The organism is Streptomyces sp. ICN903, assembly GCF_022015835.1.
Lineage (GTDB): Bacteria > Actinomycetota > Actinomycetes > Streptomycetales > Streptomycetaceae > Streptomyces > Streptomyces fenghuangensis.
In genome coordinates this window covers 1-11,186 of sequence record NZ_JAKMAY010000196.1, presented here as the reverse complement: position 1 = coordinate 11,186, position 11,186 = coordinate 1, and the positions used below count along the sequence as shown (strand labels likewise).

The 11,186-nt window shown below is 74.6% G+C and carries 12 protein-coding genes and 1 pseudogene; 3 read left to right on the top strand and 10 right to left on the bottom strand.

What is annotated here, in order from left to right:
* Window positions 1–492 (top strand): annotated as a pseudogene (locus L7D48_RS19350) (hypothetical protein); the annotation flags it as partial.
* Between the two features lie 146 nt (window positions 493–638).
* Window positions 639–896 carry a hypothetical protein gene (locus L7D48_RS19345; RefSeq protein WP_237880739.1) on the top strand — a complete coding sequence of 86 codons (258 nt, stop codon included), beginning with the start codon at window positions 639–641 and terminating at the stop codon, window positions 894–896.
* 85 nt (window positions 897–981) lie between these two features.
* Here the strand turns inward: L7D48_RS19345 and der are convergent, their stop codons facing one another.
* The 5 genes from der to L7D48_RS19320 form a co-directional block, all read right to left on the bottom strand.
* Window positions 982–2,448 carry a ribosome biogenesis GTPase Der gene (der, locus tag L7D48_RS19340; protein ID WP_237880737.1) on the bottom strand — a complete coding sequence of 489 codons (1,467 nt, stop codon included), beginning with the start codon at window positions 2,446–2,448 and terminating at the stop codon, window positions 982–984.
* 128 nt (window positions 2,449–2,576) lie between these two features.
* Window positions 2,577–3,167: a 1-acyl-sn-glycerol-3-phosphate acyltransferase gene (locus L7D48_RS19335; RefSeq protein WP_237880744.1), complete on the bottom strand. Its 591-nt coding sequence runs from the start codon at window positions 3,165–3,167 to the stop codon at window positions 2,577–2,579.
* An 80-nt stretch (window positions 3,168–3,247) separates the two neighbouring features.
* Complete coding sequence (cmk, locus tag L7D48_RS19330; RefSeq protein WP_237880735.1) at window positions 3,248–3,979, bottom strand: (d)CMP kinase; 732 nt, start codon at window positions 3,977–3,979, stop codon at window positions 3,248–3,250.
* A gap of 123 nt (window positions 3,980–4,102) precedes the next feature.
* Entirely contained in the window at window positions 4,103–5,191 is a 1,089-nt protein-coding gene (locus L7D48_RS19325) for a prephenate dehydrogenase (protein WP_237880733.1), read from the bottom strand.
* Entirely contained in the window at window positions 5,188–5,403 is a 216-nt protein-coding gene (locus L7D48_RS19320; RefSeq protein ID WP_237880731.1) for a hypothetical protein, read from the bottom strand. The genes L7D48_RS19325 and L7D48_RS19320 overlap by 4 nt, the downstream gene beginning before the upstream one ends.
* Before the next feature lie 230 nt (window positions 5,404–5,633).
* On the opposite strand from L7D48_RS19320, the gene L7D48_RS19315 reads away from it, so the two are divergent.
* Window positions 5,634–6,263 carry a DNA polymerase beta superfamily protein gene (locus L7D48_RS19315; RefSeq protein ID WP_237880743.1) on the top strand — a complete coding sequence of 210 codons (630 nt, stop codon included), beginning with the start codon at window positions 5,634–5,636 and terminating at the stop codon, window positions 6,261–6,263.
* Here the strand turns inward: L7D48_RS19315 and L7D48_RS19310 are convergent.
* From L7D48_RS19310 to L7D48_RS19290, 5 genes are all read right to left on the bottom strand, one after another.
* A complete protein-coding gene (locus tag L7D48_RS19310) occupies window positions 6,254–7,045 on the bottom strand; it encodes a DNA polymerase beta superfamily protein (RefSeq protein ID WP_237880729.1) in 792 nt (263 codons plus the stop codon). The genes L7D48_RS19315 and L7D48_RS19310 overlap by 10 nt on opposite strands.
* Window positions 7,046–7,120: 75 nt before the next feature.
* Window positions 7,121–8,149: an ADP-ribosylglycohydrolase family protein gene (locus L7D48_RS19305; RefSeq protein WP_237880727.1), complete on the bottom strand. Its 1,029-nt coding sequence runs from the start codon at window positions 8,147–8,149 to the stop codon at window positions 7,121–7,123.
* Between the two features lie 82 nt (window positions 8,150–8,231).
* The gene (locus L7D48_RS19300) at window positions 8,232–9,410 is read right to left on the bottom strand and encodes a pseudouridine synthase (RefSeq protein ID WP_237880725.1); all 1,179 of its coding nucleotides are present in this window, start codon (window positions 9,408–9,410) and stop codon (window positions 8,232–8,234) included.
* A gap of 22 nt (window positions 9,411–9,432) precedes the next feature.
* Window positions 9,433–10,122 carry an SMC-Scp complex subunit ScpB gene (gene scpB, locus L7D48_RS19295; protein WP_237880723.1) on the bottom strand — a complete coding sequence of 230 codons (690 nt, stop codon included), beginning with the start codon at window positions 10,120–10,122 and terminating at the stop codon, window positions 9,433–9,435.
* Entirely contained in the window at window positions 10,119–11,171 is a 1,053-nt protein-coding gene (locus tag L7D48_RS19290; RefSeq protein WP_237880741.1) for a ScpA family protein, read from the bottom strand. The genes scpB and L7D48_RS19290 overlap by 4 nt, the downstream gene beginning before the upstream one ends.
* Window positions 11,172–11,186 lie beyond the last annotated feature (15 nt).

Here is an 11,186-nt window from a genome sequence, read left to right as displayed (position 1 = left end):
GACCCCGCCTCCGCCCCGCGCCAGGCGGTGCTGGGCGTGACCTGCGGCCAGGTGCTCATCGACGACCAGCTCCACCCCGCCCTCGTCGTCGAGCCCACCGCGCCCATCACCCGCCCCGGCTCCGACGGCCTTGGCGACGACTTCCTGCCGCTCCTCATCGAGCAGGGCTTCATGCCGGTGAACGACGTGGCCCGGGCCCCCGCGCCGGTCGGCGGCTGGTCCGTCCTGCTGGCCATGGGCCGGCTCCACGCCATCCTCCAGCCGGGCCCCGCCGGCGGACAGCCCACCTCCTGGTGGCAGGCGCACCAGCCGCTGCCCGTCACCGACGACTGGCGGACGGCGGCCAACCGGAGCCGGACGGTCCACGTCTACGCCGCACCGGTCGGCACCATCGGGCAGCAGCCGCGCGAGGACCTGCTGCGCGACGCACTGGAGAAGGCCGCGGCGGGCGGCCTCCTGGTGGCCGCGGCCATGCCGCTGGCGGGCACCTGAGGAATCCGCGGCCCGCGTCCCCCTACCGGGGTTTCCCCCCGCCGGGCCCGCATCCGCCGGGCGGCGTGATCGTTGGCACTGACGTGCAGCCTTACGAACCTTCCCGCCCTCACAGCGCGCATCTCAACCGCGGCCAGATCCCGGGGATGCGCGCCCCCCACGAGCCCATGTCGGGCCACTTCCCGGCCACTCCGATCTACGACGCGCTGTACGCCGAGTACCGGCGCCTGTTCCGGGCCCTGCCCGGGGACCGGAGCGGCGAGGAGGAGTTGCGGTTCACGGGCTTCGGCACCGGGACGGCCCACTGGCACGGCGGGCGCCGGGCCGGCGGCTTCCTCCCCGCCGCCCCGGCGCCCGCCGTCCTGCCGCCCGCTCCGCGGGACGGCCGCCCCTACGACCGGTGAGGACCGAGCCCCGCGACGGGGCACGTTCCTCACCGGCTTTCCGGGGGCGGGGCGGACACCGGCGCGTCCGCCCCGCCCCCTCACCTCACTTCTTGCGCCCGCGCTTCTCGCGTACCCGCACCGAGATGTGGATGGGCGTGCCCTCGAAGCCGAACTCCTCGCGCAGCCTCCGCTCGATGAACCGGCGGTAGCCGGCCTCCAGGAAGCCTGAGGCGAACAGCACGAAGCGCGGCGGGCGGGTGCCCGCCTGGGTGCCGAAGAGGATGCGGGGCTGCTTGCCGCCGCGGATCGGGTGGGGGTGGGCGGCGACCAGTTCACCGAGGAAGGCGTTGAGCCGCCCGGTCGGCACCCGGGTCTCCCAGCCGGCCAGCGCGGTCTCGATCGCCGGCACCAGCTTCTCCATGTGGCGGCCGGTGCGTGCCGAGACGTTCACCCGCGGCGCCCACTTCACCTGGCCGAGATCGGTCTCGATCTCGCGCTCCAGGTAGTAGCGGCGCTCCTCGTCCAGGGTGTCCCACTTGTTGTAGGCGAGGACCAGCGCGCGCCCGGCGTCGACCGCCATGGTGATGATGCGGGTGTCCTGCACGCTGATCGGTTCGCTGACGTCGATGAGGACGACCGCGACCTCGGCCTTCTCCAGGGCGGCGGCCGTGCGCAGCGAGGCGTAGTAGTCGGCGCCCTCGGTCAGGTGCACCCGGCGCCGGATGCCGGCGGTGTCGACGAACTTCCAGGTCTTCCCGCCGAGTTCGATCAGCTCGTCGACCGGGTCGCGGGTGGTGCCCGCAAGCTGGTCCACGACCACCCGGTCCTCCCCCGCCACCTTGTTCAGCAGCGAGGACTTGCCGACGTTGGGGCGGCCGATCAGCGCCACCCGGCGCGGCCCGCCGATCCCGCCGCCGAAGGTCTGCGGCGGCGCCTCGGGCAGCGCCTTGAGCACCTCGTCCAGCATGTCGCCGGTGCCCCGGCCGTGCAGGGCGGAGACCGGGTGGGGCTCGCCGAGGCCGAGCGACCACAGCATGGCGGCGTCCGCCTCGCCGGAGGGGCCGTCGACCTTGTTGGCGCACAGCACCACGGGCTTGCCCGCCTTGCGCAGCAGCCTGACGACCGCCTCGTCGGTGTCGGTCGCGCCGACCGTGGCGTCCACCACGAAGACCACCGCGTCGGCGGCCTCGATCGCGAACTCCGCCTGGGCCGCCACCGAGGCGTCGATGCCCAGGACGTCCTGCTCCCAGCCTCCGGTGTCGACCACCTTGAAGCGGCGGCCCGCCCACTCGGCCTCGTAGGTGACCCGGTCCCGGGTGACGCCGGGGCGGTCCTCCACGACGGCCTCGCGGCGGCCGAGGATGCGGTTGACCAGGGTCGACTTGCCGACGTTCGGTCGGCCGACGACGGCCAGCACCGGCAGCGGCCCGTGCCCGGCCTCGCCGAGCGCCCCCTCGACGTCCTCGGCGTCGAACCCCTCCTGCGCGGCGAGCTCCATGAACTCCGCGTACTCGGCGTCGCCGAGCTCACCGTGCCCGTGCTCGTCGCCGACGTGGGTCTGCTCGTTCATGAAGTCCTGTCCTCGTGTGTGCGTGTTGTCCGTGGCTCTGCGTGCCCCGTGGGCGCGTCCCCGTCCGGGACCGTGGCGCCCCGCGCGGTGGGCGCGGTGGTGCCGCGGGTGCAGAGGTCCAGTGTCGCCTAACCGCGCCCGGTGATGCGCCGGGCGTCGGTCAGGTGGGCCGTCAGCCGCTCGCCGATGCGCACCGTCGCCTCGTCCAGCGCCGACCGGGTACGCCTGCCGCTGCCGTCGCCCGCCTCGAAGGGCTCGCCGAACACGATGTCGACGCGGGTCCGCAGCGGAGGCAGGGCGGGTATGGCGCGCCCCCGCCTCCCGGCCGTCCCCAGCACCGCGACGGGCACGACGGGCGCTCCCGACCGCAGGGCGAAGTAGGCCAGGCCGGAGCGGAGCGAGGCGAAGTCCCCCTCGCCCCGGGTGCCCTCCGGGAAGATCCCCAGCACGCCGCCGGCGCCCAGCACTCCCAGCGCCCTGGTGATCGCGACGCGGTCGGCGGCCTTCCGGTCCACCTCGATCTGGCCGATGCCGGTCAGGAAGGGGTCGAGGGGGCCGGTGAAGGCCTCCTTCTTGATCAGGAAGTGCACCGGCCGGGGCGCGGTCCCCATCAGCATCGGGCCGTCCACGGCGTGCGTGTGGTTGACGGCGAGGATCACCGGCCCGGACGCCGGGACCCGCCAGGCGCCGAGCACCCTGGGCCGCCACAGCCCGTACATCAGGCCGATCCCGATGCGGCGCCCGACCGCGGCGCCCCGTGCGCTGGGCAGCCCCGGGTCGCCGCCCCTGTCCACTGCGCTCACCTGGCCTGCTGCTTGTCTTCGATCAGGGTGACGACGCACTCGATGACCTGCTCCAGGGTCAGCTCCGTGGTGTCCACCTCGACCGCGTCGTCCGCCTTGCGCAGCGGCGAGGTCTTGCGGCCGGCGTCGGCCGCGTCCCTCTTGAGGAGGGCCTCGCGGGTGGCGTCCAGGTCGACAGGGCGGCCGCCGCTGCCCTTCAGCTCGCCGCCGCGCCGGGCCGCGCGGGCCTCGGGCGAGGCGGTGAGGAAGATCTTCAGGTCCGCGTCGGGCAGGACGGTGGTGCCGATGTCGCGGCCCTCGACGACGATGCCGGTGGGGGCTCCCGCGGCGATGGCGCGCTGGAGTTCGGTGATCCTGGCGCGCACCGCGGGCACCGCGCTGACCGCGCTGACCGCGCCGGTGACCTCCTGGGTGCGGATCGGGCCGGAGGCGTCCGCGCCGTCCACCGTGATGGTCGGCTCGGCCGGGTCGGTGCCGGAGAGGATCTCGGGGCGGTCCGCTGCGGCGGCGACGGCCTCGGCGTCCCGCACGTCGATGTCGTGGGTCAGCATCCACCAGGTGATCGCGCGGTACTGCGCACCGGTGTCCAGGTAGCTCAGGCCGAGCTTGGCCGCCACGGCCCGGGAGGTGCTCGACTTGCCCGTGCCGGAGGGGCCGTCGATGGCGACGATGACGGGGGCCGGGGCGTCCGGGGACACGGAGGACGCCTGCCGGGAGGTTGCTGCCACGGTGTCGGGCACCTTTCTCGAACTGCTCGGAGCACGGGTCGGGACGCGGGCGCGGGGCGCCGGCGAGGGGAACGCCGGCACGCCCTCCCCGTCCGGCACAAGGCTACCGTCGGCCGAGGACCCCTACTGCTGCCGGATGGCCCAGCCCCGCTCGCGCAGCGCCGCCGCCAGCACGGGGGCGGCGCTCGGCTCGACCATGAGCTGGACATGACCGGCCTGCTGGCCGGTGGCGTGCTCGATCCGGACGTCCTCGATGTTGACGCCGACCCGTCCGGCGTCGGCGAAGATGCCGGCCAGCTCGCCCGGCCGGTCGCTGATGAGCACCGCCACCGTCTCGTAGGCGGCCGGGGCCTGCCCGTGCTTGCCCGGGATCCGGGCCCGTCCGCTGTTGCCGCGGCGCAGCACGTCCTCGATGCCCGCCGCCCCGCCGGTGCGCTCGGTCTCGTCGGCGGACTCCAGCGCGCGCAGCGCCCGCACCGTCTCCTCCAGGTCGCCGGCCACCGCGGCCAGGACGTCGGCCACGGGGCCGGGATTGGCGGAGAGGATGTCGATCCACATGCCCGGGTCGGAGGCGGCGATCCGCGTCACGTCGCGGATGCCCTGGCCGCACAGGCGCACGGCCGTCTCGTCGGCTCCCTCCAGACGGGCCGCGACCAGGCTGGACAGCAGTTGCGGGGTGTGCGAGACCAGGGCGACGGCCCGGTCGTGGGCGTCGGCGTCCATCACCACGGGGACGGCGCGGCAGAGCGAGACCAGCTCCAGCGCGAGGTTGAGCACCTCGGTCTCGGTCTCCGGGGTGGGGGTCAGCACCCAGGGCCGTCCCTCGAAGAGGTCGGCGGTGGCGGCCAGCGGGCCGGAGATCTCGCGTCCGGACATCGGGTGCGTGCCCAGGTAGGTGGCCGGGTCGCAGCCCAGTGCCCGGGCCTCCCGGCGCGGCCCGCCCTTGACGCTGCCGACGTCCAGGTAGCCGCGTGCCGCCTTCCGGCGCTGGGCCGCGGCGAGGACGGCGGGGATGTGGGCGGGCGGCACGGCCACGACGGCGAGGTCCACCGGCCCCTCCGGCGGCCGGTCGGTCCCCGCGCCCAGGGACGCGGCGGTACGCGCCTGGTCGGCGTCGTGGTCCTCCAGGTGCACCCGCACCCCGCGCCCGGCCAGCGCCAGGGCGATGGAGGTACCGATCAGTCCGGTGCCGATGACGAGCGCGGTCCTCACCGTGCGACGCCCCTGCGCGGGGCGGCGGGGAGGCCGCCGCGCGGGCCGAGGGCGGCGGTGGGCCGGGCACCGGCCGGGTCGCCGGCCGCCGGCACGCCGCGCTCCGGAACCCCGGTGAGCGGCCGCGAGGCCCGCTCGTCCGCGCGCCCGGCCTCCCGCCCGGCCGCGCCCCGGTCCAACCGCACGGCGCCCCGCACCGCTCGTACCGTCACCTGCTCGCTCCCCTGCGTCCGCGGCTGTACTGCTGTCCCGACCAGCGTAGAGGCGCCGCTCCGGCTCCCGCCTCCGCGCCCGCCCTGCGAGACGGCCGCGTGCCACAATCGCGGCCATGTCCTCCGCGCCCGGCATACCCGCCCCGCACGATCAGGCCCCGCACGGTCCGGTGCCGCACGGCCCGGCACCGCACGACCTGGTGCGCGACCACACGGTCTACTCCTGCGTGATGGGCTCGCGCGCCTTCGGTCTGGCGACCGAGGACAGCGACACCGACCGGCGCGGCGTGTACGCCGCGCCGACCCCGCTCTTCTGGCGCCTGGACAAGCCACCGACCCATGTGGAGGGCCCGCGCCCGGAGGAGTTCTCCTGGGAGCTGGAGCGCTTCTGCTCGCTGGGGCTGGCCGCGAACCCGAACATCCTGGAGTGCCTGCACTCCCCCATCGTCGAACGCCTGGACGAAACCGGCCGGGAGCTTCTGGCCCTGCGCGGCGCGTTCCTCTCCCGGGACGTGCACCGCACCTTCGCCGGGTACGCCGAGGGGCAGCACCGCAGGCTGCGGGCACGGCTGCGCAGCCACGGCGAGATCCGCTGGAAGCAGGCCATGCACCTGGCGCGGCTGCTGCTGTCCTGCCGTGATCTGCTGCGCACCGGGGAACTCGTCCTGGACGCCGGTCCGTACCGCGACCGTCTGCTGGCCGTCCGGCACGGCGAGGTGCCCTGGCCCGAGGTGGAGTCCTGGCTGGCCCGCCTCCGCGAGGAGGTGGACGGAGCCGCCGCCGGCACCCCGCTGCCCGCCGAACCGGACCGCGCCCGGGTGGAGGACTTCCTGGTCCGCGTCCGCCGCACCTACGTCTGAGCCGGCCACCCGGTCTCCGTGCGGACCCGGACGACCAGGTCGTGGAGGGCGTCCCGGCCCGAGGGCTCGTCCGGGAGCCGGGAGGCGTCCCGGGCGTCGGCCAGTACGGCGTGCAGCGCCTCGACGTCCGCGCGTACGCGCTCGGCGTCCCCGCCGTCCAGCGGGGCCGACCCGTGCTCGGCCTCGGCCTTGGCCTCGATCAGGCCGGCAAGGTGGCCGGGCGCCTCCCTCACCTCCTCCGCGAGGGTGGGCAGATGAGCGCAGACCTCGCCGGTGCGCATCAGATGGATGCCGGTGAGCAGCGCGCGGAAGGTGTAGAGCAGCGGCTTGAGCTCACCGGTCCTGCCGTACAGCCGCCACTGGGTGCCGGCGAAACCCCGGTAGTGGTGGGCGTGGTGCCGGGTGAGCACAGTGGGCGCGAGGGCGGCCAGCTCGGCGTGCGCCTCGGTGGTGTGCACCACCAGCGGGGACAGCAGCTGCTCCAGGACATAGCCGTTGCGGCGGAGCATCAGCCGGACGAACTTCCGCAGGTCGTGGGTGACCAGGTCCAGTTCGGTCCCGTCCCGGTCCCACATCCGGCTCACGGTCTCCTCGCCCTCCCGCAGTCCGATCAGCTCCTCCACCGGCAGCAGATGGACCCCGCGCAGGTCGACGTCGGAGTCACGGGAGGGGAAGCCGTACAGGTGCGCTCCGGAGACGGTCGCGAGGACCAGGGGGTGGCGCTGCTGGGCGAGCACGGGGCGCAGGTCGGGCAGACCGGCGGCGGCGATCGGAGTGGCCATGCGCCCATCCTGGCGGGTGCGCACCGGCCCCGGCCAGGGGTTTTCCCCTGGCCGGGGCGGCGCCGCGGCCGGGGTTCAGGCGCCGTCCCACAGGGTGCCGAGCGCCAGCAGTTCGTCCCGGTACTCGATCCGCTCGGCCCATTCCCGCGGCCAGCCCGCCACACCGTGGCGGGCGCCGACGAAGGCGCCGGTCAGGCAGGCGATGGAGTCGGAGTCGCCACTGGAGCAGGCGGCCCGCCGCACGGCCGTCACCGGTTCGTCGGGGAAGAGCAGGTAGCACAGCAGGCCGGTGGCCAGTGCCTCCTCGGCGATCCAGCCCTCACCCGTGGCCAGGCACGGGTCGGCCTCGGGATCGGGTGCCCGCAGTGCGGCGTCCAGCCGGTCGAGAACGCCGAGACACTCGTCCCAGCCGCGTGCCGCGAAGGACTGCGGGGACGGGTCGTGGGCGAGCCGCCACAGGTCGCCGAGCCACTGCTCCCGGTAGACGGTGCGCTGCTCGCGGGCGTACGCGCGCAGGAGGCCGGGCAGCTCGCCGGGCGGTGTGCCCCCGGCCGTGAGGTGGACGGCGTACGCGGTCAGGTCGCTCGCGGCCAGAGCCGTGGGGTGGCCGTGGGTGAGCGCCGACTGGAGCTGGGCGGCTCCGGCTCTGCGGTCGTCGTCGAGTCCGAGCACGAGCCCGAGCGGTGCGACCCGCATGTTCGCGCCGCACCCCTTGGAGCCCAGCTGACTCGCCTCCTGCCAGGGCAGCTCGGCGTGGCCGAGTCGCTCGCAGGCCACCAGACAGGTGCGGCCGGGAGCCCGGTTGTTCTCGGGCGAGCGCCACCACTCCACGTACTCATCGCGCACCGGACGGAGCATGCGCGCGGGTGTCAGGGGGCCGTCTTCGGCGGCCGTGCGCAGTCCGCGCCCCAAGGCGAGCGTCATCTGGGTGTCGTCGGTGACGAACGCGGGCCGGGGCAGCTCCATCGACCGCCAGGGGCCGCATTTGGCGAGGATCGAGGGGACGTCGTTGAACTCGGTGGGAAAGCCCATGGCGTCCCCGATGGCCAGCCCGAGCAGGGTTCCGGTCGCCGGACGTCTCGCGGAGTCCGCGGAATGTGTCATGCGCCCATCCTGGCGGGTGCGCACCGGCCCCGGCCAGGGGTTTTCCCCTGGCCGGGGCCGACATTGGGCGGCGGGCGGCGGCCTAGAGGTCGACCTCTCGCATCAGCATGCCGACCTCCGTGTTGGTCAGCCGGCGCAGCCAGCCGGACTTCTGGTCGCCCAGCGCGATGGGGCCGAAGCGGGTGCGCACCAGCTTGTCGACGGGGAAGCCGGCCTCGGCGAGCATGCGGCGGACGATGTGCTTGCGGCCCTCGTGGAGGGTGACCTCGACGAGGTAGTTCTTGCCGGTGTTCTCCACGACCTTGAAGTGGTCGGCGCGGGCGTAGCCGTCCTCCAGCTTGACGCCGTCCTTGAGCCGCTTGCCCAGGTCGCGCGGGATGGGCCCCTGGATCGCGGCGAGGTAGGTCTTCGCCACGCCGTAGCGGGGATGGGTGAGGCGGTGGGCCAGCTCGCCGTGGTTGGTGAGCAGGATCAGGCCCTCGGTCTCGGTGTCGAGGCGGCCGACGTGGAACAGCCGGGTCTCGCGGTTGGTGACGTAGTCGCCCAGGCACTGGCGGCCTTCCGGGTCCTCCATGGAGGAGACGACGCCGGCGGGCTTGTTGAGCGCGAAGAACAGGTAGGACTGCGTGGCGATCGTCAGGCCGTCGACCTTGATCTCGTCCTTCTCCGGGTCCACCCGCAGCCCCTGCTCGACCACGATCTCGCCGTTGACCTCGACCCGGCGCTGGTCGATCAGCTCCTCGCAGGCCCGGCGCGAGCCCATGCCGGCGCGGGCCAGGACCTTCTGCAGCCTCTCGCCCTCCGCCTCGCCGAAGGTCTTGGGGAGCTTCAGCGCCGGCTTGGCGTGCCGTGCGCGGTTGCGCTCCTCGATCTGGGCGTCGTACTCGCGGGGGCGCGCCGGGACCGAACGCCCGCGGGCTCCGCCCTTGCCGCCCTGCCTGGGACCGCCCTTGCCGCCCTGCCTGGGACCGGCCTTGGGGCCCTGCCCGGGGCCGGCCTTGGGCCCGCCCCGGGAGGCGCCCCCGGGGCCCTGCCCCTGCCGGCCCTCCTGTCCCTGCCGCCGGTCCTGGCCCTTGGCCCCGCCGGGCTTGGCGGACTTGCCCGGCCCGCCGGACCTGCCCGGCTTGTCGGGCCTGCCGCCGGAGCCGGCGTCGTAACGGCGCTCCTCCGGGCGGGGGCGGCCCGCGCGCTTCTGCCTGTCGTCGCGGCTGTTGCCCGCGCCCCGGTGGTTCCGGTTGCTGTTCCTGCCGCTGCTTCGCATCAAGGTTTCCGTCTAACTGTCTCTAAGTCTGGGAATCGCCGCTGTCGTCCACGTCGAACGACGGCACACCCTCCTGGCTCTCGGCCTCGACCGCGTCCGCCTCGGGGAGGAAGGGCGCCAGTTCCGGAAGTTCGTCCAGACCGCGCAGGCCCATCCGCTCCAGGAAGTAGTTCGTCGTCCTGTACAGGATCGCACCTGTTTCGGGTTCGGTGCCCGCCTCCTCGATCAGCCCGCGCTGGAGGAGGGTGCGCATGACCCCGTCGCAGTTCACACCGCGCACGGCCGAGACCCGCGAGCGGCTGACCGGTTGACGGTACGCGACCACGGCCAGGGTCTCCAGCGCGGCCTGGGTCAGCCGGGCCTGCCGGCCGTCCAGGACGAAGCTCTCCACGGCGTCGGCGTACTCGGGGCGGGTGTAGTACCGCCAGCCGCCGGCGACCAGCCGCAGGTCGAAGCCGCGGCCCTGCCGGGCGTACTCGTCGGACAGCTCGCGCAGCGCCACGGCGATCGCGCGCCGGGGGCGCTGGAGCACCTTGGCCAGGTGCTCCTCGGTGGCCGGCTCGTCGACGACCATCAGCACCGCCTCCAGGGCGGGTTTGAGGTCCAGCTCGGCGACGGCGAAGGCGCCGGCCGGCGGGTGGGGCTCCCCGGCCGCTTCCGTGCCCGCTCCCGTCCCGGCCGCGCCCGGGTCCGTTCCCGTGTCCGTGCTCATCCGAGGCCGTCCTTCCCGTCGTCGCCTGTGCTCCTGCCCGCGCCGTCACCGGCGTCGAACTCGTCGGTGACCAGCGGCCGAGTCGCCTCCCCGCCACTCCAGCGCACGGTGAGGCCGCCGAGTGCCTCCTCCTGTTCGAGGACGACCGCGCGCTCGCGGTAGAGCTCCAGCAGCGCCAGGAAGCGGGCGACGACGGTGAGTGTGTCGGCCGCGTCCTCGGTGAGCGACGCGAAGCTCGCCTCGCCCAGCTCCCGCAGCCTGGCCACCAGGATCTCCGCCTGCTCGCGCACGCTGACCAGCGGGGCGTGGATGTGGTCGACGTAGACCTGCGGTTCCGGTCTGGGCTGCATCGCCTTGACCGCGAGCCGGGCGAAGCCCTCGGGGCCGATGCTGATGACCACCTCGGGCAGCAGCTCGGCGTGGTGCGGCTCCAGTCCCACCGTACGCGGGTGGCGGCGCGCCTCGGCGGCCAGGCGGCCGTCGAAGATCTCGGCGACCTGCTTGTACGCGCGGTACTGCAGCAGCCGGGCGAAGAGCAGGTCGCGCGCCTCCAGCAGGGCGAGGTCCGCCTCGTCCTCGACCTCGGCGGCGGGCAGCAGCCGCGCGGCCTTCAGGTCGAGCAGGGTGGCGGCGACGACCAGGAACTCGGTGGTCTGGTCGAGGTCCCAGTCGGGGCCCATGGCGCGGATGTGCGCCATGAACTCGTCGGTGACCTTCGACAGGGCGACCTCGGTGACGTCCAGCTTGTGCCGGGAGATGAGCTGGAGGAGGAGGTCGAAGGGGCCCTCGAAGTTGTCCAGGACCACCTTGAAGCGGCCGTCGCCGGGCTCGGCGGCCCCGTCCGTGCCCTCTTCCTCCCGGGCGGCGGACTCCCCGCCCTCTCCGGGCGCCGGGCTCCTGCCGGGCGGCGGCTGCCGTACTTCCTCCGGTTCGGGCTCGGCTCCGGGTTCGGGGCCGGGTTCGGGGCCGCGCGGGGAGGTGTGCTCGGGCTCGGGATCGCGCGGCGGTCCGGGTTCGGGTTCCGCGGCGGGGGCCGGGCCGGGCGGAATGGCCGGCTCCTGTCT

Excerpts from the sequence above, each read along its gene's own strand:
- L7D48_RS19345 (WP_237880739.1), top strand. The coding sequence starts at position 639 with ATGCGCGCCCCCCACGAGCCCATGTCGGGCCACTTCCCGGCCACTCCG.
- der (WP_237880737.1), bottom strand. The coding sequence starts at position 2,448 with ATGAACGAGCAGACCCACGTCGGCGACGAGCACGGGCACGGTGAGCTC.
- L7D48_RS19335 (WP_237880744.1), bottom strand. The coding sequence starts at position 3,167 with ATGTACGGGCTGTGGCGGCCCAGGGTGCTCGGCGCCTGGCGGGTCCCG.
- L7D48_RS19315 (WP_237880743.1), top strand. The coding sequence starts at position 5,634 with ATGGGCTCGCGCGCCTTCGGTCTGGCGACCGAGGACAGCGACACCGAC.
- L7D48_RS19310 (WP_237880729.1), bottom strand. The coding sequence starts at position 7,045 with ATGGCCACTCCGATCGCCGCCGCCGGTCTGCCCGACCTGCGCCCCGTG.
- L7D48_RS19305 (WP_237880727.1), bottom strand. The coding sequence starts at position 8,149 with ATGACACATTCCGCGGACTCCGCGAGACGTCCGGCGACCGGAACCCTG.
- L7D48_RS19300 (WP_237880725.1), bottom strand. The coding sequence starts at position 9,410 with ATGCGAAGCAGCGGCAGGAACAGCAACCGGAACCACCGGGGCGCGGGC.
- scpB (WP_237880723.1), bottom strand. The coding sequence starts at position 10,122 with ATGAGCACGGACACGGGAACGGACCCGGGCGCGGCCGGGACGGGAGCG.